We start from the raw sequence: 20,011 nt of genomic DNA, 5'->3' as shown, positions 1-20,011 counted from the left end.
ATGGCAGGGATCAAGACACGCAACGAAATCCGCTTCATCCTCAATGGCGAGGACGTCGCGCTCGGCACGGTTGCACCGGACCAGACCCTGCTCGACTGGCTGCGGCTCGACCGCTCGCTGCGCGGCACCAAGGAAGGTTGCGCCGAGGGCGACTGTGGCGCCTGCACGGTGCTGGTCGGCAGGCTCTCCGGTGGAACACTGGTCTATGAAAGCGTCAATGCCTGCATCCGCTTCCTTGGCTCGCTAGACGGCACGCATATCGTGACCGTCGAGCATCTGCGCGGCGACGCAGGAAAACTGCATCCCGTGCAGCAGGCCATGGTCGATTTCCACGGCTCGCAATGCGGCTTCTGTACACCGGGTTTCGTCATGTCGCTTTATGCTCTGTGGATGCGGGCGCCGGAGCCGTCGGACGCCGCCATCGAAAAGGCGCTGCAAGGCAATCTCTGCCGCTGCACCGGCTACGAGGCGATCATGCGCGCCGCACGTGCCATCTCCAGCTACGGCACGGCGGCAAAGGATCCGTTGGCGGCGGAGCGCAAGGCAGTCACGGCCAAGCTCGAAGCGATGAAGGACGGTTCGCGCATCGAGATCGGCTCCGGCAACAAGCGGCTGATCGTGCCGGCCAATGCCGACGATCTGGCCAGCGTACTCGTCAAGGAGCCGGGCGCCACTATCGTCGCGGGTTCGACCGATGTCGGCCTTTGGGTGACCAAGCACATGCGCGATATTGCGCCGGCGGTTTTCATCGGCAATCTCGATGGTCTGTGCGGGATTTCCGAGGACAAGGGCGTCATCTCGATCGGCGCCGGTGTCACCTATAGCGAAGCCTTCTCGACGCTGGCGAAACGCATCCCGGCGCTCGGCCCGCTGTTCGACCGCATCGGCGGCGATCAGGTGCGCAACATGGGCACCATCGGCGGCAATATCGCCAACGGTTCGCCGATCGGCGACACGCCGCCGCCGCTGATCGCACTCGGTGCCCGCCTGACGCTGCGCCGCGGCGACAAGCGTCGAACGATCCCGCTCGAGGAGTTTTTCATCGCCTATGGCAAGCAGGACCGGCAGCCCGGCGAATTCGTCGAGGCCGTGCATGTTCCGGTGCCGGGCAGCGAGACGAAATTTGCCGTCTACAAGATCACCAAGCGCCGCGACGAAGATATCACAGCAGCGCTAGGCGCGTTTTTCCTGAAGCTCGCCGAGCATGGCACGGTGGCGGATGTGCGCATCGCCTATGGCGGCATGGCGGCAACGCCGAAGCGAGCCTTTGGCGTCGAAAAGGCATTGCTTGGCAAGCCCTGGACGGAAGCGACGGTCGAGGCGGCGATGGCCGCGTATGCCGGCGATTTCACGCCGCTAACCGACATGCGGGCAAGCGCCGAATACCGGGCGCTGGCGGCGCGCAACCTGCTGCTGCGCTTCTTTGCCGAAACCACCGGCACCCGGGCGCCGATCCAGGTATCACGGCACGAGGCTGCATGATGAACAAGCACGCCACGCCAAACCTGAAGGCGCAAAAAATCGCCGGCGGCGTCGCCACCGACCAGCGCCATGATTCCGCGCACAAGCATGTCAGTGGCACGGCCGTCTATATCGACGACATGCCGGAACCGGCCGGCACGCTGCACGGCTGCCTTGGGCTTTCGACGGCGGCGCATGCCACCATCACCAGCATGGACCTATCGGCGGTGCGCGCGGCACCCGGCGTCATCGACGTGCTGACGGCGAGCGACGTGCCAGGCGAGAACGACATTTCGCCGACCGGCCGTCACGACGAGCCGGTGCTGGCCGACGGCAAGGTGCAATTCTTTGGCCAACCGATCTTCTGCGTCATTGCCGAAACCCGCGAGCAGGCGCGCCGTGCAACGAGGCTGGCCAAGGTCGAATACAAGGAATTGCCGTTCGTCGCCGATGTCGGTGAGCTCGATCCCCGGAAAGATAAGCTGGTCACGCCCCCGCTGACGCTGAAGCGCGGTGATGCAGCGGCTGCGATCAATGCGGCGCCGCGCCGGCTGAAGGGAAAAATGCGCATAGGCGGCCAGGAGCATTTCTATCTCGAAGGTCATATCGCCTTGGCCATCCCCGGCGAGGACCACGACGTCACCATCTATTCCTCGACCCAGCACCCGAGCGAAATCCAGCACATGGTCAGCCATGCGCTGGGTGTGCCGAGCCATGCGGTGACGGTGGAAATCCGCCGGATGGGCGGCGCTTTCGGCGGTAAGGAAACGCAAGGCAATCAGTTTGCGGCATTGGCCGCTATCGCCGCGAAGAAACATCATCGGGCCGTGAAAATCCGGCCCGACCGCGACGACGACATGATCGCCACCGGCAAACGCCACGATTTCCTCGTCGACTACGAGGTCGGCTTCGACGACGAAGGCAATATTCTGGGCGTAGATTTCATGTTCGCGGCGCGCTGCGGCTTCTCGGCCGACCTCTCCGGCCCGGTCACTGACCGCGCGCTGTTCCATTGCGACAACACCTATTTCTGGCCGGCGGTGCACGCGCAATCGGCGCCGCTCTACACCAACACGGTATCGAACACTGCCTTTCGCGGCTTCGGCGGCCCGCAAGGCATGGTCGGCGCCGAGCGCGTCATCGACGAAGTCGCGTTTGCCGTCGGCAAGGACCCGCTCGAAATCCGCAAGAAGAATTTCTACGGCACCAGCGACCGCAACATCACGCCCTATCACCAGACGGTCGAGGACAACATCATCCACCGCATAGTCGCCGAGCTGGAGGCGAGTTCCGACTATGCGAGGCGCCGCCGCACCATCGATGCTTTCAACGCCAACAGCCGCTTCATCAAGCGCGGACTGGCGCTGACGCCGGTCAAGTTCGGCATCTCGTTCACCGCCACCCACTACAACCAGGCCGGCGCGCTGGTGCATGTCTATACCGACGGTTCGGTGCATCTGAACCACGGCGGCACCGAGATGGGGCAGGGCCTCTATGTCAAGGTGGCGCAGGTTGTGGCGGAAGAGTTCCAGATCGACCTCGATCAGGTCAAGATCACCGCGACGACGACCGGCAAGGTGCCGAATACCTCGGCCACCGCCGCGTCTTCCGGCTCCGACCTCAACGGCATGGCGGCGCAGAATGCCGCCCGCCAGATCAAGGACCGGTTGACCAATTTTGCCGTCGAGAGATACCAGGTGCCGCGCGACCAGGTGCTGTTCCTGCCCAACCGCGTGCGCATCGGCAACCAGGAGATCGCCTTCGCCGATCTCGTCAGGCAGGCTTATATGGCGCGCATCCAGCTTTCGGCGGCGGGTTTCTACAAGACGCCGAAAATCCATTGGGACCGCGACAAGGGCGAGGGCCATCCCTTCTACTATTTCGCTTACGGCGCCGCGTGCTCGGAAGTGTCTGTCGACACGCTGACCGGCGAATATATCGTCGAGCGCACCGACATCCTGCACGAAACCGGCCGCTCGCTGAACCGCGCCATCGACCTCGGCCAGATCGAGGGCGGCTTCATCCAGGGCATGGGCTGGCTGACAACGGAGGAACTGTGGTGGGACGACAAGGGGCGGCTGCGCACCCATGCGCCATCGACCTACAAGATCCCGCTCGCGTCGGACCGGCCGAAGATTTTTAATGTGACTTTGGCCGACTGGGCGCAAGCAGGCGAGCCGACGGTGTACCGCTCCAAGGCGGTCGGCGAGCCGCCCTTTCCGCTCGCAATGTCGGTGCTGCATGCGCTGTCGGACGCAGTGGCGAGCGTTGCCAGCCACAAGATCTGCCCGCGCCTCGACCCGCCGGCCACGCCGGAGCGTGTGCTGATGGCGATCGAACGGCTGAAGCGCGAAGCCAAAACCGGCACTTGAATCCCGGAAAACGTGCAATTCAGGCCGAAAAACTCTATATTTCCCGATAGGGAACGCAAATGATGAACGCGAAAGTGCAGAGCCTGAAAGCCTTTCTTGCCGGCGCCGGCCGGGTCGCCTTCGTTGAGGTGGCCCGGACAAAAGGTTCGACGCCGCGCGAGACGGGTGCCTTCATGCTCGTCTCAGGATCGGCCACTTTCGGTACGATCGGCGGCGGCCAGCTCGAATACATGGCGATCGACAAAGCGCGACAGATGCTTTTCTCCCCCCTTGAGGGGGAGATGGCCGCGGAGCGGCCAGAGGGGGTCGTCTCAGAAGGTACCGCCAGCGCGTCGAGCACTGCCGCGGCGACCCCACCCGGCGGCTTCGCCGCCACCCTCCCCTCAAGGGGGAGGGATATCCGCGCCACCCTCGACATCGCGCTCGGCCCGGACATCGGGCAGTGCTGCGGCGGCAGGGTCGAGCTGCTGATCCAGCTGGTCGACCCCGCGCTTGAAGCCAAGCTGGTTGCGGCGGCGGAAACCGAGGAAGCGCAGCGACCGCATGTCTACATCCTCGGCGGCGGCCATGTCGGCCAGGCGCTGGCCTCCGCGATGGCCTTGCTGCCGGTGCATGTCGTCGTTGTCGAGACGCGAGCCGAGGCGCTCAAAGGCATGCCGGAAGCGGTCGAAACCAAGCTGACGCCGATGCCTGAGGCGATGGTGCGCGAAGCCCCGGCTGGATCCGCCTTCGTCGTCCTTACACATGACCACGCGCTGGACTTCCTGATCGTCGCCGAGGCTCTGAAACGCCGGGATGCCGCCTATGTCGGCATGATCGGCTCCAGAACCAAGAAGGCGACGTTCCGAAACTGGTTCCTGACATCGGCGGACGGAAGCGAGGCGGAATTTGCCCACCTCGTCTCGCCGATCGGCGGCGATGCCGTTAAGGACAAGCGCCCGCAGGTGATCGCCGCACTCGCCGTAGCCGAGATTATGACAGCGTTGGCCGGCCATGCGGCGGCACCGTCCGCTCAGTCCAAAGCCCCTCACCGCAAGGCGATGGCTGGCTGACGTTTTGGCTATTCCTTCTCCTGCGTGTGCGCCTCAAGGAACCACAGCAATTTGTCGAGCGAGCGTGAATAGGCGGTGAAGATGTCGGCGGTGTCGGCGTCGCCCGCGCCAGCCGCTTCGTCGATCGCGGCGCGTGCCCGCTTGGCGGTCGCGGCATAGCGGTCGATCAGCGCCGCCAGATGGTCTCGGGTCTTGTGGATGTCGGTCGGATAGGCCTCCAGCATAGTCGCCTTCGACACCTCCTGCGAGGTGCCGAGCGCCGTGCCGCCGAGCTGTACGGCGCGCTCGGCAATGGTGTCGACATGGCCGTCGAGCTCCTCGCGGAACGTGTCGAGCATCTCGTGGATGGCGATGAATTGCGGTCCCTTGACGTTCCAGTGCGCCTGCTTGGTGATCAAGGCCAGATCGATGGCGTCGGCGAGGCGGGCATTGAGAAGATCGATACACTCTTTCTTGGCATTGGATTGCAGGTCATTGCGGGTGGCGATGGCATCCATGATCGGCTCCTGTGGCGGTTGCGTCCGCGTGGTTTGAAAAGAGGGCGAAGTTTGGGATGGTCAATCGAATATGCGCGCAGACGCCCTCATCGCCGCGGCACAGCATCCCAAAACGGCGATCTCCGACTTTCGTTCCGCTCGTCGTTTACGCCGGCCTTTTCAAGCCCAGATGGTCGCGCAGCGTGCTGCCTTCATAATCCGTACGGAACAGCCCGCGCCGCTGCAGCTCCGGCACGACTAGTGTGGCAAAGGCATCGAGTTGGCCGGGAAAATAGGATGGCATGACGTTGAAACCGTCTGCGGCGCCGCCCTCGAAGCGTGCCTCGAGCTGGTCGGCGATCTGGGCGGGCGTTCCGACGACGCGCCAATGGCCGCGCGCGCCGGCGAAATGACGGGCAAGCTGGCGAATGGACAGCTTATCGCGGCGTGATTGCTCGATGACGAGCGCCTGCCGGCTCTGCATGCCTTCGCTGGCCGGCAGCTCGGGCAGCGGTCCGTCGATGGGATAGCGCGCGAGATCGGGTATGCTGAGATAGCTGGAAAGCAGCGCGACACCGACATCGTCCGGTATCAGCTCCTGCAGTTCATCATGTTTTGCCCGGGCTTCCGCTTCGCTTGCCGCGACGACCGGCGCGACGCCAGGCATGATCTTGAGGTCGTCCGGCTCGCGCCCATAGGCCGCCAGCCGTCCCCTGAGGTCGTCGTAGAAGGCCTTCCCCTCCTCGAATGTCTGCGCCGCAGTGAACACCACATCGGCGGTCCGGGCGGCGAGATCGCGGCCTTCGTCCGACGCTCCCGCCTGAACCATGACCGGCGCACCTTGTGGCGAGCGCGGCAGATCAAGCGGGTCGCGCACCGAAAAGCTTCTGCCTTCGTGTCCGCCCTGGCCTTGCCAAAGGCCAGCGACCACGGCAGCGAATTCGCGCGCCCGTTCATAGCGGTCGGCATGCGGGCGCAGACCGGTCGAGCCGAAATTGGCGGCCTCGATCTGGCTGGCGGAAGTGACAAGGTTCCAGCCGGCACGGCCGCCGCTCAGGTGGTCGAGCGACAGGAAGGTTCGCGCCAGCCCGTAAGGCTCGTTATAGCTCGTCGACGCCGTTGAGACGAGGCCGATGCGCTCCGTCTGCACCGCGAGCGCGGCAAGCAGGCTGATCGGCTCGAAGCCGATCGAGCGTGAGGTCTGGCTGGCGATATCGACATTGGCCTCACGCACGCCGGCGGCGTCCTCGCAGAAGATCATGTCGAACTTCGCCGCTTCCGCCGTCCGCGCCAGCTGGATGTAGTGATCGATGTCGATGCCGGCCGTGACATGCGCCTGCCGATGGCGCCAGGCGGCGATGTGGTGGCCTGTCGCCCACAGGAAGGCGCCGAGCTTCATCTGGCCTCGACCGGCGCTCATTGCCGATCCTCCCCTGCAAGCCCGAGATGGGCGCGCAGTGTCGCCGCGCTGTAGCCGGACCGGACAAGGCCGCGGCGGCGAAGCTCCGGCAGCACGAGACCGACGAAATCGTCGAGCGCCGATGTGAACGGCATGGCGATGATGAAACCGTCGCAGGCTTTCGAGCGAAAGCACTCTTCGAGCCTGTCCGCAAACAGGTCCGGCGCGGCGGTTATTTCGGCGCTGACGGTAACGTTCATCAGCACTTTCAGCGCCTCCGGACTGCGCCCGAAGGCAAGCGCACGACGCTTCAGATCGGCAGCCTTCGCCGGCTCGATCGATGCCTCATCCAGCAGGACGACATCGGCGGTACGGGCGGCGATATCCGTGTCGGGCCCGAACAGGCCGGACATGACCAGCACCGGCGTGTCCTGCGGCGACCGCGCCACGTTGAGCGGCCCGCGCACGGAAAAATATTCGCCCTTGTGGTCGAGAAGGTGCATCTTCTCGGGATCGAAGAAGCGGCCGCCAACTTTGTCGAACAGCAGCGCGTCTGCGTCCCAGCCTTTCCACAAGCCTTGCACGATGCCGATGAATTCCTCGGCGCGCAGGCGGAAATCATCGCCGGAAAACCCTTCCTGTCGGCTGAAATTGGCCGCCTCGCGCGGGTCGGGCATCATGCTCGCGTTCCAGCCGGCGCGGCCATGGCTGATGATATCGAGCGAGGCGAAACGGCGCGCGAGATTATAGGGCTGGTGGGCGACCGTCGACGCTGCCGCGACGAGACCGATCCTGCTTGTCACCGTAGCCAGCGCTGCCAGCAAGGTCGTTGCTTCGAAGCGCATTTGCCGGTTCGGCCCGCCTGCAACCGGTGCGGAATCGCCCAGCAACACCATGTCCAGACCGGCCGCTTCGGCTTCTTGCACGAACCGCGTCAGCAGACTGAAGTCCGAGCCGGCGTCGGGCGGATGGGAAGGGGCGGCTTCCGGAGACAGTGAAACGGCGAGACACATTGTGGCGCCGTTGGCCATCGCTTTTCCCTGTTGAGCGAGATTCCTTGAGAATTATCTCGCCGGCTGGGCGCAAAGCAACCGGCCAGCCGACGATCATTTGCCGGCCAGAATATCCCTGATCAGCCGCTGGCAGCGCTCGGCCATGAAATCGAGCAGCAGCCGCACCTTCGGATCCTGCAGCTTCTTGTGCGGGTAGACGGCGGCGAACTGCACCGGCGTCGGCGGCGTGTTGCTCAGGATCACCTTCAGCCGCTGGTCGCGGATAAACGGCTCGACCTCGAAGCGCGGCTTGTTGATGATGCCGCGGCCGGACAGCGCCCAGCCGGTCAGCACGTCGCCATCATCGGTATCGTAGGGGCCGTGCACCTCGAATTTTTGCGGCCCATTCGGCGTCTGCAGCGTCCAGACATATTCGCGCGCGCCGGAATAGCGCAGCATCAGGCAATCGTGTTTCTTGCCGATCAACTCCTGCGGCTCGCTCGGCTCGCCGCGCACTTCCAGATATTGCGGGGCCGCTACCAGCACGCGTTCGCACTCCATGATGCCGCGCATCCTGAGGCTGGAATCCTCGATGATGCCCAGCCGGAACGCAACGTCGATGCCTTCCTTCATGATATCGACATTGTGATCGGAAAGCCGGAGCCGCACCTCGATATCTGGGTATCTGTCGTGGAAATCCGGGATTCCGGATGCTACCAGCCGCCGCCCGAGGCCGAGCGGCGCTGTCACCTTTATCGTGCCGCGCGGCTGGCCGGATAGCGCGCTGACCGCCGCTTCCGCCTCGGTGACCGCCTCCAGCACCTGCTTGGCGCCAGAGTAGAACACGGTGCCGTGCTCGGTCGGCATCAATTGTCGCGTCGTGCGGTTGAACAGCCTGACGCCCAGGTGCTTCTCGAGCTCCTTGATCCGGTTAGAAGCGACCGCCGGCGAAATGCGCATGTCGCGCCCAGCCGCCGATAAATTGCCGAGCTCGACGACGCGGACGAAAACGGCGATGTTGTCGAGATAGGCCATGCGGCTTTCGTGGCTCTCATGTGGCAGCGTGTAACGAGCCTAGTATTTTCCAAATTTTTTTGAAAGTCATCGTGCAGCTCGGCCCTTTCCGTTTGCGCTCCAGTCCGTAAAGTCAGTGGATCGGCAGGGACGATTTTTTCATGATGGATTTCGCGATATTCTGGGATTGGCTGAGTTTCGCCGTGCGCTGGCTGCACGTCGTCACCGGTATCGCCTGGATTGGATCGTCCTTTTATTTCGTCGCGCTCGATCTCGGGCTGCGCCAGCGTCCGGGCATGCCTGCCGGAGCCTTCGGCGAGGAATGGCAGGTGCATGGCGGCGGCTTCTACCATGTGCAGAAATATCTGGTGGCGCCGGCTGAGATGCCCGAGCATCTGACCTGGTTCAAGTGGGAATCCTACGCCACCTGGCTGTCGGGCTTCGCCATGCTGTGCGTCGTCTACTATGCCGGGGCGGACCTGTTCCTGATCGATCCGAATGTCCTTGCTATGTCGGTGCCTACAGGCATCTTGCTGTCGCTGGCGACGATCGGCGTCGGCTGGGTGGTCTACGATCTCTTGTGCCGTTCGCCGCTCGGCAACAGCGACACCGGCCTGATGCTGGTGCTGTATGGGGTGCTGGTATTCATGGCCTGGGGACTGACCCACCTGTTCACCGGCCGCGCCGCCTTCCTGCATCTCGGCGCCATTACCGCGACGATCATGTCGGCCAACGTTTTCATGGTCATCATCCCCAACCAGAAGATCGTCGTCGCCGACCTGATCGCCGGCCGTAAGCCCGATCCGAAATACGGCAAGATCGCCAAGCAGCGCTCGCTGCACAACAATTACCTGACGCTGCCGGTTTTGTTCCTGATGCTGTCGAACCATTATCCGCTGGCGTTCGGGACAGAGTTCAACTGGGTCATCGCCTCGCTGGTGTTCATCATCGGCGTGCTGATCCGGCACTATTTCAACACCAGGCATGCGCGCAAAGGCAATCCTACCTGGACCTGGCTGGCCGCCGCCGTCTTGTTCGTCGTCATCATCTGGCTGTCGACGGCACCGAAGCTGCTGACCGGCGAGGTCAAAACGTCCTCGGCGGCACAGGTCTACGTTGCCTCGGCGCATTTCCCTGCCGTGCGCGATACGGTGCTTGGCCGCTGTTCGATGTGCCATGCAGCGGAGCCGTCCTACGAGGGCATTTACCACGCGCCTAAGGGCGTGATGCTCGATACCGATGCCGGCATCGCCGAGCACGCCGGCGAGATCTACCTGCAGGCCGGACGCAGCCACGCCATGCCGCCCGCCAACGTCACCCAGATCACCGACAAGGAACGGGCACTGCTGGTAGCCTGGTTCGAAGGCGCGGGGAAATAGCATGACCAGCACGCTGCTGCGCGGCCGCACGCTGTCGTTTTTGCGCTGGCCAGAAACCATCGACGACCATTCCGCCTGGCGCTACGAGCAAGATGGCGGCCTGCTGATGCGCGACGGAAGGATCGTTGCCGCTGGCGCCTATGCCGAGGTCGAGAAAAAGGCGGGCGAGGGAACAAAAAAGATCGACCACAGGCCACATCTGCTGCTGCCCGGGTTCATCGATGCGCATGCACATTTTCCGCAGATGCAGGTCATCGCTTCCTTCGGCGCCGAACTGCTCGACTGGCTGAACACCTACACTTTTCCGGAAGAGACCAAATTCCAGAACGCCCAGCATGGCCGCCGTATCGCCAGGCTGTTCCTGGATGAAGTGTTGCGCCACGGCACCACGACAGTCGCGGCCTATTGCTCGGTACACAAGGAATCTGCCGAAGCGTTCTTTGCAGAGTCGCACGACCGCAACATGCTCAACATCGCCGGCAAGGTGATGATGGACCGCAACGCGCCGGACGGCGTGCTCGACACGCCGCAATCGGGCTATGACGACAGCAAGGCGTTGATCGATGAGTGGCACGGCAAGGGGCGCCAGCACTATGCCATCACGCCGCGCTTCGCCATCACCTCGTCGCCCGAGCAATTGGAGATGGCGGGCGCGCTCTGCCGCGAATATCCTGATCTGCACATGCAGACGCATCTGTCGGAAAACCACGCCGAGATCGCCTTCACGCAGCAATTGTACCCGCAGACGCGGGACTACACCGACATCTACGAACACTATGGGCTGCTCGGGCGCAGAAGCCTGTTCGGCCATTGCATCCACCTGTCGGAGCGCGAGGCGGATGCGCTTTCGGATAGCGGCTCGGTGGCGGTGTTCTGCCCGACCTCCAACCTGTTTCTCGGCTCGGGCCTGTTCGATTATCAGCGCTATAGCCGCCGCGAGAAGCCGCTTCGCATCGCCGCAGCCACCGATGTCGGCGGTGGCACCAACTATTCGATGCTGCGCACCATGGACGAGGGCTACAAGGTGATCGCGCTGAACGGCGAGAAGCTCAATCCGTTCCAGTCCTTCTGGCAGCTGACCCGCGGCAATGCCGAGGCGCTGTCGCTTGCGGAAAAGATCGGCACCCTGGAGGAAGGCAGCGACGCCGATATCATCGTGCTCGACGCCCGCGCCACGCCGGCGATGCGGCTGCGGGTGGAGACGGCGGACACGCTTGCCGAGGAATTGTTTCTGCTGCAGACACTCGGCGACGACCGCGCCGTGCGCGAGGTCTATGTCGCCGGCCGGGCGGCCAAGGCGGATATAGCGGTTTAGCCGTCGTATGCGGCCGGCTTGACCGGGCGGCAGCCATCCGCCAAAGCAACAGGCGAGATCGACAGGGGAACGACATGGCCGTTGCGGACGACATCGCTCTGATCAAGAAACAGGAAGCCACGCTTGTCTTTTCGGCCTTCGACGAAGCCGTCGCTTTCGACATCGGCTCGGCGATCCGCGACCGGGCTCTCAAGGAAAACCTGCCAATCATCGTCGATATCAGAACTTTCGACCGGCCGCTGTTCTATGCGGCAATGCCCGGCTCGAACGCCTCCAATCCGGACTGGGCGCGGCGCAAGATCAACGTCGTGCGGCGGTTCCTGAAAAGCACCTACCGCATTGTGCTGGAGCAGCAGCGCCCCGACCGCAGCTTCAAGCCCGGCGAAGGGCTGGACGTTGCCGACTATGTGCTGGCCGGTGGCGGCTTTCCCATCACTGTCAAGGGCGCTGGCGTCATCGGCGTGATCGCCGTCTCCGGTCTACCGGAGCGCGAGGACCACGGAGTTGTCGTCCATACGCTGTGTAGCTACTTGGGCGTCGATAGCCAGGAGTTGGTCCTGCCGCCGGAAGCAACATCGTGACGTTGGCGCTGCCCCTCATCCGCCTGCCGGCACCTTCTCCCCGCGTAGTGACGGGGAGAAGGGCAACGCTCCAACGCTGGCGATCCCCTCTCCCCGTCTCTATACGGGGAGAGGGTAAGGGTGAGGGGCAGCGCAAACGCCGCAGAAGCTCGCACAGCGTCCGTGGTAGCTCAGTATGACCGCGCTCGATCCCAAGTCCTTTCTCATTTCGATCTTCAACGCCGCCGTTGCCGCCGCCGATCCCCAGAGGACGATCAAGGATCATTTGCCGGCAAGGCCGAAGGGACGGACGATCGTCATCGGTGCAGGAAAAGGCTCGGCGCAGATGGCGGCGGCTTTCGAGAAAGTGTGGGACGGGCCGATCGAAGGGCTGGTCGTCACCCGCTACGGCTATGGCGCGGCCTGCCGGCGCATCGAGATCATCGAGGCGGCGCATCCGGTGCCGGATGCCGCGGGGCTAGAAGCTTCCCGGCGGCTGCTCGAAAAGGTCCAGGGACTGACTGCGGACGACCTCGTCGTGGCGCTCATTTCGGGCGGCGGCTCGGCGCTGCTGCCGTCACCTGCCGAAGGTCTGACGCTGGCCAATGAGATCGCCGTCAACGAGGCGCTGCTCGCCTCCGGCGCGCCGATCGCCGCGATGAACACCATCCGTAAACATGTTTCCACGATCAAGGGCGGCAGGCTGGCGGCCGCTGCCTATCCAGCCAAGGTGGTGTCGCTCGTGGTCTCCGACATTCCGGGCGATAACCCGGCGCTGGTCGCTTCCGGCCCGACCGTTCCCGATTCCGGCAGCCGCGAAGATGCATTAGCGTCGATCGCCGCCTATGACATGAAACTACCGGCTTCAGTGATGGCGCACATCAATTCGCCGGCCGCCGATGCACCGCGCGTCGATGATCCGCGTTTTTCGCGCAACGAGGTACATCTGATCGCCTCGGCCGGCGTATCGCTGGAAGCGGCTGCGGCCGAAGCCAGGTACCAAGGTATCGAAGCGGTCATTCTCTCCGATTCCATCGAGGGCGAGGCGCGTGAGGTCGGCGGCGTCCACGCTGCAATCGCGCGCGAAGTGGCGACGCGCAACCGGCCATTCGCAAAACCGGTGCTGATCCTGTCGGGCGGCGAGACGACCGTGACCTTGCGTGCGCAAGGCAAAGGCGGCCGCAACTCGGAATTCCTGCTCGCCTTCGCCATTGGGATCAGCGGCATGGCGGGCGTCCACGCACTGGCCGCCGACACCGACGGCATAGACGGTTCGGAAGACAATGCCGGCGCCTTCGCCGACGGCTCGACAGTGTCGCGGATGCATAAGGCGGGCATCGATGCCAAGGCCATGCTTGCCGGCAACAACGCCTGGACGGCATTCAATGCCGTAGATGACCTTTTCGTACCCGGTCCGACCGGCACAAACGTCAACGATCTCCGGGCGATATTGATCAAATAGCTCAGGCGGCCATCAGCTTTTTCACCGCTCTCATATCCTGCAGGAACCGGTCGCGTTCTGCCTGCCTGTCCGCCGGCTCGCGAATGCGCAGGATGAAGGACGGGTGGATGGTGACGAAGACACGCAAGCCATCGTCACGCTCCACGACGGCCCCGCGCATCTTCATGATCGGCACCACCTTGCCGAGCAGCGCCTGCGCCGCCGTTGCGCCGAGCGCCACCGCCAGATTGGGCTTGATCAGATCGATTTCCTTGTCGAGCCACCAGCGACAAGCCTGCACCTCGCCGGCGTTCGGCTTGGAGTGGATGCGCCGCTTGCCGCGCGGCTCGAACTTGAAATGCTTGACCGCGTTGGTGACGTAGACTTTCAGCCGATCGACGCCGGCATCGTCCAGGATCGCGTCGAACACCTTGCCCGCCGGACCGACGAAGGGCTTGCCCGCCAGGTCCTCCTGGTCGCCCGGCTGTTCGCCGACGAAGATCACCTTGGCTTTATCAGGGCCCTCACCGAACACGGTCTGCGTGGCGTCGTGCCATAGCGGACAGCGGCGGCAGATCTTGGCCGTTTCGCGCAGTTCAGGAATTGTCCTGGCGTCGATTTCTGTCGTTTCCGGAGACTTGCTTGCAGGCAAGCGTCTTGCCTGCACTTTGGCATGGTGCGGCGTCGGGGTTGTCTGCATCCTGGCGATCATAACTAAGGCGGCCTTGCTCGCTCCTGCAATCAGACACGCAATGAGCAAAGCCCGCCGAAGGTTCCGTTGAAATTATTCCGCATGGGCCTTCACCGGCGGATGGCTGACGATGTGATGCCCTACACCTCGTGCAGATAGAGGTGATAATCCAGTTCGCTGACCGTGCGCGCCACCCGCAGATATTCCGACTGCTTGATCGCCACGAACGTCCGGTGCAGGTCTTCGCCTAATGCGCCCTTGAGGAAGGTCGACGCCCTTGCCGCCTCGATCGCGGCACGCCAGTCCACCGGCATCGTCGTGCGCGTGACGGCCGATTCGTAGCCATTGCCGGTGGTTTCGGGACCGGGATCGAGGCCTTCGTCGAGGCCCTTGACGACACCGGCCAGCACCGTTGCTGCCACTAGGTAAGGATTCGCGTCGACGCCCGATGGCCGGTGCTCGATGCGGCGGTTCTTGGCATCGCCGGCCGGCACACGCAGTGCCACCGAACGGTTGTTGACGCCCCAGGTCGGCGCCACCGGCGCATAGGATTGCGAGACGAAGCGCCGCCATGAATTGGCATGCGGCGCGAAGACCAGCATCGATTCCGCCATCGTCTGGATCAGTCCGCCGAGGCCGCGCAGCAGCGGCAGCGACCAGCTTTCGCCGCCGGTTTCGGCAAAGACATTCTTGCCGGCATCGTCCAGCAGCGAGACATGAAAATGCATGCCCGAGCCGGCATATTTCTCGATCGGCTTGGCCATGAAGCAAGCGGTGACACCATGACGGCGCGCCTGCGCCCGCACGAGTCGCTTGAGCATCACGAGATCGTCGGCCGCCCGCATCACATCCTTGCGGTAGTTGAGCGTCAACTCGTACTGGCCGGGCGCATATTCCGAGATGACCGTCTCGGCCGGGATGCCTTGCACCTTGGCTGCGGCGTAGATGTCGGAAAACAGCGGCTCCATGCCGTGCAGATGGTCGACGGAATAGACCTCAGTCTTGGCCGAGCGGCGTCCGTCAAGCACCGCGTGCGCCGGCTGCACCTTGCCTTCGGCGTCGCGCTCGTTGGCGAGCAGGAAGAATTCGAGCTCGAAGGCGCCGGCCGGATGCAGGCCCTGGGCCGCGAGGATGTCTACCTGGCGGGCGAGTGCCAGCCGCGGGTCGGACGACATCGGCTGGCCATCGAGATGGTACATCGCCATCAGCACCTGACCGCGCGGCGGCTGGGTGCCGAACAGCGGCACCAGTGTGCCGGGGATCGGCCACGCCCGCAGGTCGCCGTCGCCCGTCGTCCAGATCAGCCCGGTCTCGTGAACATCCTCGCCGGTGATGTCGAGGCCGAGGATCGAGATCGGCATGTGCCGGCCCCCCTCGAAGATGCTCATCAACTCATGCCGGCGCACGATCTTGCCGCGCCCGACGCCATTGGCGTCGGTCAGCACGATGTCGAACGCTTCGATCTGGGGATGAGCGTCGAGAAAGGCCTGCGCCTCGGCGGGCGTCGAACCCGAAGGGGATGCCGTGACCAGGTTCAAGCTTTGCTTGGGCGCTTGTTTCATGCCGCAAGCTTGTCTCACGCCGTAAGCTTTGCCGCAACCGCGCCGAAGGCAGTGATCAGCCGGTTCACCTGGGCGGCGCTGGTCGCAGGAGAGATCAGCATCATGTTGTGGAAGGGTGCGATCAGCACGCCGCGATTGACCAGCGCGACATGGATTGCCGCCTCGAGCTCCGGCACGTGCGCAGCTTCCGCTTCGCCGCCGTTCCTCAGCGGGCCCGGCGCGCAGATGAACTCGACACGGGCACCGACGCGAGCAACATGCCAGGGCAGACGATAGCGATCGATGACGGCGGTCAGCCCGGCGTCGAGCCGCCGCGCCAGATGGTCCATATGGCTGTAGTTCTCGTCGGTCATGACGTATTCGAGCGTGGCGCGCATCGCTGCGAATTGCAGCGGATTGGCCGACAGCGTTGTCCCCATGCCGGAGTAGCCGGGCTCTTTCCGGCTGATATAAGCGGCATAGCGGGCCGCAACCTCTTCGCTCATGCCCCAGACGCTCGCCGGTACGCCGCCGGCAATCGGCTTGCCCAGCACGAACAGGTCCGGCTCCAGCCCGTATTTGCTTGAATAGCCGCCGGGACCGGTCGAGATTGTATGCGTCTCGTCGATTAGAAGCAGCGTGCCGGTCGCACGGGTGAGACGCCGCAAACCATCATGAAAGCCGGCTTCGGGCAGCACCATGCAGGAATTGGTCAGCACAGGCTCGGCGATGACGCAGGCGACATCGTTGCCCCGGAGTGCCGCGTCGAGCGCCGGCAGATCGTTGAACTCGACGACATCAGTCGCCCGCGTCAGGTCGCGGAACTCGCCGGCCAGTCCCGGTCGATTCACCGCTTTCCCGGCGACCAGCCGCACCATCGTCTCGTCGACCGAGCCATGATAGCAGCCGTTGAAGACCAGTATCTTCTCCCGGCCGGTAACGGCGCGGGCAACCCGCAACGCGAAGCGGTTGGCGTCGGTCGCCGTCGTCGCGATCTGCCAGAACGGCAAGCCGAAACGCTGCTGCAGCAGCGGCCCGATGGCGAGCGCGTTCTCGGCAGGCAGCATGTAGGTTAGGCCGCGTCCGGCCTGCCTGCGGATGGCGCGTGCGACCGGCGGCGGCGAATGACCGAACATCGAACCGGTGTCGCCAAGGCAGAAATCGTCGAGCCGGTTGCCGTCGATATCTCTGATGATGGCGCCCCTGGCACTATCGACAAGGATCGGGAACGGCGTCCGCCAGTCGTTCATCCAATGCATCGGCACGCCGCCGAAGAAGCCGGGCAGGCCATTGCCGATTTTCGCCATCGATTTTGGCCGCGCCCGGCGAAAGACTTCTGCCTCGGTCGCGCGCAACTCGGCGATCCGAGTCGGGCCGATGCCGCCGATGGAAGTCTTTGCATGGTTCATGACGTTCATGGCGTCCCTCTCAGTCGCACTTTAGACAATCGGCATCCGCCACCGCAATTGGCCGGGCGGCTGCCCTGTGTTGGGTCAGCGGTCATTTAAATGGAAACAGGCGCTTGACCGCGAGCCGCCTTCGGGCGCCGAATGGTACTTCGGCCGGAGGGGACAAGATGGTGCGGGCGATCGTCTGCGCAGCAACGCTGCTGTCGTCGGTTGGTGCGGCTCTGGGGTCGGGCGGCATCTGGTGTTCCGCCGAGGATGCAGCCGTCAAATTTCAGGTCGGTGCCGGGGTCACCAGAGGCATGGGCGGGCCGACCTTCAATTTTAGCGGTGAGCTCGAGATTCTGGGCAGGCCGGCTGCCGACAGTCTGCGCAAGACGGTGTTCGAGGATCAGAACCTCACGCAATATTGGCTCGACAACAAGGAATTGCGGCTGCTCGTCTACCACGAACGGCAGGTCGAAAACGCCTACGGCTATGTCGAACTGGCGATCCTGACCAAGGCCAGCGACGAAGGCGTCTATGACGGTCGCTATTTGCTCTCAATCTATGATGTAACGGCCGATGCCGAAAAGGACGGCAAGCAGGCTGAATTGACCGGCAAAGTATCCTGCGGAGCCGAGTAAGTAACAGGCTACGCCGAAATATCGATGACGCCGCAATCGCCGGCGGCGCTGCCGAAGGCGACGCGGCGCTCTTCCTTGTCCCACATCATCGAGGTGACGGCGCCTTTGCCCGGCCGGCGCAACAGCACTTCCTTGGCGTCGGCGAAGCGCACCGCCATCACCATCCCGTCATCATAGCCGATAGCAACGACGTCCTGGCTCGGGTGACAGGCGACGGAGGTGACCATCGCATTGCCGCGCGTGCCGAGTTCCAGCGGCGCCTTGCCCATCGGCCCGTCTTTGCCGGAAAACGGCCAGACGATCGCCGCCGGCGCGCCGGAACTCGCCAGCCATTTGCCCTTGGCGCTCCACGACAGGCTTTTCACCTTGCCGGGGTAGCCGGACATGCGCATGTGCTTGCCGTCGGCGAGCTTCCAGCCATGCAGCGCGTTTTCCTGCATGGAGGTGACGACGAAGCCGCCGTCCGGCGAGAAGGTGATGCCGGTGTGGGCGCCGGCCCACTCGAGTTCGACCGGCTTGCCGTCGGCGGCCGGGAAATGCAGCGTCGCGCCATTATAGCGGGCAACGCCGAAGCGCATGCCCTTGGGCGAGAAGGCAAGCCCCTCGACCGAGCGCGAATGCGAGAATTCCCTGGTTTTACCATCGGCAAAGCGCATATAGGCAATCTTGCCCGAAGCATAGGCAACAGCGCCTTGCGGCCCGGCGGCGACGCTGGTTATCCATTTTTTGCCTGCGGTCGCCAATTCCATTGTATTGCCGCCTGGGGTCACGGCAAAGATCCTGCCGTCCTCACCACCGGTGATCAGTCGGTCGTTTGCCGCATCATGGAAGGCGGCGAGCATTCCGTCATTGGCCTGCACCGTCTTGTGGCCGTGGTCGAGCCGATGGATTGTGCCGTCGGCCAGCGCAAAATGCGGCACGTCGCCGAGAAACACGGCGGCGAGGCAGTGGCCTTCGAGATCGAGCGGGGCGACTGTTGGCATGAGAGATCATTCCGTTCGAGATTTCTGCTGCCTCACCCTTAAGGGGTTGAGCTGCGGGTCTCAACCCGTGCTTCGGATCGTGGTGAGGAGAGACCGCCAGCGTTTAGGCTGCACTTCTCTCAGAAGGAAGAAAGGGCAGCTAAATCAAGCGGCCTGGCAGGCCCCGAAGCTTGTCTTCAGTCGCTCGGCGTCGAGTTCGCGGCCGATGAACACCAGCCGGCTCTCGTGCTTCTCGTCGTCCTTCCAGGCGCGCTGGTGGTCGCCCTCGATGATCATGTGCACACCCTGGATGACATAGCGCTCGTCATCGCCTTTCAGCGCAATGATCCCTTTCAGCCGCAGGATGTTCGGGCCTTCCATTTGGGTGACCTTCTCGATCCACGGGAAGAACTTTTTCGGGTCCATCTCGCCGCCGCGCAGCGACACCGACTGCACAGTCACGTCATGGATGTCGGAAGGGTGCGCATGATGATGCCCGTCATGATCGTGGTGATCATGGCCGTCGCGATCATGGTGATGGTGGTCATGATCATGATCATGATCATGATGGTCGTGATCGTCATGCGCCTCGAGGAAGTGCGGATCGTTCTCCAGCGCCCGGGACAGGTCGAACGCACCGCGATCGAGCACCTCGGACAGCGCCACGCTGGCGCGCGTGGTGCGATGGATTCGTGCCGCCGGGTTGATGGCGCGGATCGTCGCCTCCACCTTGCTCAGCTCTTCGGGGGTGACCAGATCGGTCTTGTTGAGCACGACGACATCGGCAAAGGCGATCTGGTCCTCGGCCTCGCGGGAATCCTTGAGGCGCAGCGGCAAGTGCTTGGCGTCGACCAGCGCCACCACCGCATCGAGCCTGGTCTTCGAACGCACGTCGTCGTCCATGAAGAAGGTCTGCGCCACCGGCACGGGATCGGCGAGGCCTGTGGTCTCGACGACGATGGCGTCGAAGCGGCCAGGCCTGCGCATCAGGCCTTCGACGACGCGGATCAGGTCGCCGCGCACGGTGCAGCAGACGCAGCCATTGTTCATCTCGTAGATTTCCTCGTCGGATTCCACGATCAGCTCGTTGTCGATGCCGATCTCGCCGAATTCATTGACGATGACGGCGTAGCGCTTGCCATGGTTTTCCGAAAGGATGCGGTTGAGCAGTGTCGTCTTGCCGGCGCCGAGATAGCCGGTGAGGACGGTTACGGGGATCTGCGTCTGTGCGTCGCTCATATTCTGCCTCGAATAGGGATTGTCGGCTCCATATAGGATGTGTGCTCGGCTTTTGCACGAGGCAAACCGGTGGGCCAAAGAGGGC

17 protein-coding genes are annotated in these 20,011 nt (G+C 63.7%); 8 read left to right on the top strand and 9 right to left on the bottom strand.

Annotation, left to right across the window (positions count from 1 at the left end):
* The 3 genes from xdhA to xdhC all read left to right on the top strand — a co-directional run bounded on the left by xdhA (position 1) and on the right by xdhC (position 4,885).
* Complete coding sequence (xdhA, locus tag NKH67_RS14215; RefSeq protein ID WP_352469858.1) at positions 1–1,482, top strand: xanthine dehydrogenase small subunit; 1,482 nt, start codon at positions 1–3, stop codon at positions 1,480–1,482.
* A complete protein-coding gene (xdhB, locus tag NKH67_RS14210) occupies positions 1,482–3,833 on the top strand; it encodes a xanthine dehydrogenase molybdopterin binding subunit (protein WP_353031207.1) in 2,352 nt (783 codons plus the stop codon). Before xdhA ends, xdhB begins: the two co-directional genes overlap by 1 nt.
* Before the next feature lie 62 nt (positions 3,834–3,895).
* Positions 3,896–4,885 carry a xanthine dehydrogenase accessory protein XdhC gene (gene xdhC, locus NKH67_RS14205; protein WP_353031205.1) on the top strand — a complete coding sequence of 330 codons (990 nt, stop codon included), beginning with the start codon at positions 3,896–3,898 and terminating at the stop codon, positions 4,883–4,885.
* Positions 4,886–4,893: 8 nt separating this feature from the next.
* On the opposite strand, the gene dps is transcribed toward xdhC, so the two are convergent.
* The 4 genes from dps to NKH67_RS14185 all read right to left on the bottom strand — a co-directional run bounded on the left by dps (position 4,894) and on the right by NKH67_RS14185 (position 8,787).
* Positions 4,894–5,382, bottom strand: a complete 489-nt coding sequence (gene dps / locus NKH67_RS14200; protein WP_352469859.1) for a DNA starvation/stationary phase protection protein Dps — start codon at positions 5,380–5,382, stop codon at positions 4,894–4,896.
* A gap of 145 nt (positions 5,383–5,527) precedes the next feature.
* On the bottom strand, positions 5,528–6,781 hold the full coding sequence (locus NKH67_RS14195; protein WP_353031183.1) for an LLM class flavin-dependent oxidoreductase: 1,254 nt from the start codon (positions 6,779–6,781) through the stop codon (positions 5,528–5,530).
* A complete protein-coding gene (locus tag NKH67_RS14190) occupies positions 6,778–7,791 on the bottom strand; it encodes an LLM class flavin-dependent oxidoreductase (protein ID WP_353031181.1) in 1,014 nt (337 codons plus the stop codon). The genes NKH67_RS14195 and NKH67_RS14190 overlap by 4 nt, the downstream gene beginning before the upstream one ends.
* A 75-nt stretch (positions 7,792–7,866) precedes the next feature.
* Complete coding sequence (locus NKH67_RS14185; RefSeq protein ID WP_352480068.1) at positions 7,867–8,787, bottom strand: LysR family transcriptional regulator; 921 nt, start codon at positions 8,785–8,787, stop codon at positions 7,867–7,869.
* A gap of 140 nt (positions 8,788–8,927) precedes the next feature.
* Here NKH67_RS14185 and NKH67_RS14180 point away from each other — a divergent pair, with 140 nt between their 5' ends.
* From NKH67_RS14180 to NKH67_RS14165, 4 genes are all read left to right on the top strand, one after another.
* Positions 8,928–10,145 carry a urate hydroxylase PuuD gene (locus tag NKH67_RS14180; RefSeq protein WP_352614357.1) on the top strand — a complete coding sequence of 406 codons (1,218 nt, stop codon included), beginning with the start codon at positions 8,928–8,930 and terminating at the stop codon, positions 10,143–10,145.
* A gap of 1 nt (position 10,146) precedes the next feature.
* The gene (gene guaD / locus NKH67_RS14175; protein WP_352830253.1) at positions 10,147–11,460 is read left to right on the top strand and encodes a guanine deaminase; all 1,314 of its coding nucleotides are present in this window, start codon (positions 10,147–10,149) and stop codon (positions 11,458–11,460) included.
* Between the two features lie 74 nt (positions 11,461–11,534).
* Positions 11,535–12,041, top strand: coding sequence for a heme-degrading domain-containing protein (locus NKH67_RS14170; RefSeq protein ID WP_352872311.1), 507 nt, complete (start codon positions 11,535–11,537; stop codon positions 12,039–12,041).
* A gap of 175 nt (positions 12,042–12,216) precedes the next feature.
* Complete coding sequence (locus NKH67_RS14165) at positions 12,217–13,482, top strand: glycerate kinase type-2 family protein (RefSeq protein ID WP_352872309.1); 1,266 nt, start codon at positions 12,217–12,219, stop codon at positions 13,480–13,482.
* Position 13,483: 1 nt separating this feature from the next.
* Here NKH67_RS14165 and NKH67_RS14160 read toward each other — a convergent pair whose 3' ends face one another.
* The 3 genes from NKH67_RS14160 to NKH67_RS14150 all read right to left on the bottom strand — a co-directional run bounded on the left by NKH67_RS14160 (position 13,484) and on the right by NKH67_RS14150 (position 17,111).
* Positions 13,484–14,206, bottom strand: a complete 723-nt coding sequence (locus NKH67_RS14160; protein ID WP_352470171.1) for a UdgX family uracil-DNA binding protein — start codon at positions 14,204–14,206, stop codon at positions 13,484–13,486.
* An 86-nt stretch (positions 14,207–14,292) separates the two neighbouring features.
* Positions 14,293–15,714: a glutamine synthetase family protein gene (locus NKH67_RS14155; RefSeq protein ID WP_352681515.1), complete on the bottom strand. Its 1,422-nt coding sequence runs from the start codon at positions 15,712–15,714 to the stop codon at positions 14,293–14,295.
* A 14-nt stretch (positions 15,715–15,728) separates the two neighbouring features.
* Positions 15,729–17,111, bottom strand: a complete 1,383-nt coding sequence (locus NKH67_RS14150; RefSeq protein WP_353031179.1) for an aspartate aminotransferase family protein — start codon at positions 17,109–17,111, stop codon at positions 15,729–15,731.
* A gap of 104 nt (positions 17,112–17,215) precedes the next feature.
* Between NKH67_RS14150 and NKH67_RS14145 the strand changes: the two genes are divergently transcribed.
* On the top strand, positions 17,216–17,725 hold the full coding sequence (locus NKH67_RS14145) for a hypothetical protein (RefSeq protein WP_352872303.1): 510 nt from the start codon (positions 17,216–17,218) through the stop codon (positions 17,723–17,725).
* A gap of 8 nt (positions 17,726–17,733) precedes the next feature.
* Here NKH67_RS14145 and NKH67_RS14140 read toward each other — a convergent pair whose 3' ends face one another.
* Both NKH67_RS14140 and NKH67_RS14135 read right to left on the bottom strand, forming a co-directional pair.
* Positions 17,734–18,708 carry a WD40 repeat domain-containing protein gene (locus NKH67_RS14140; RefSeq protein WP_353031177.1) on the bottom strand — a complete coding sequence of 325 codons (975 nt, stop codon included), beginning with the start codon at positions 18,706–18,708 and terminating at the stop codon, positions 17,734–17,736.
* Positions 18,709–18,852: 144 nt separating this feature from the next.
* Positions 18,853–19,926: a CobW family GTP-binding protein gene (locus NKH67_RS14135; protein ID WP_353031175.1), complete on the bottom strand. Its 1,074-nt coding sequence runs from the start codon at positions 19,924–19,926 to the stop codon at positions 18,853–18,855.
* Positions 19,927–20,011 lie beyond the last annotated feature (85 nt).

The sequence above is a fragment of the Mesorhizobium sp. M0968 genome, assembly GCF_040319065.1.
Classification (GTDB): domain Bacteria; phylum Pseudomonadota; class Alphaproteobacteria; order Rhizobiales; family Rhizobiaceae; genus Mesorhizobium.
Note: the sequence above shows the minus strand (reverse complement) of the source record. Positions and strands in the feature narration are given on the sequence as shown.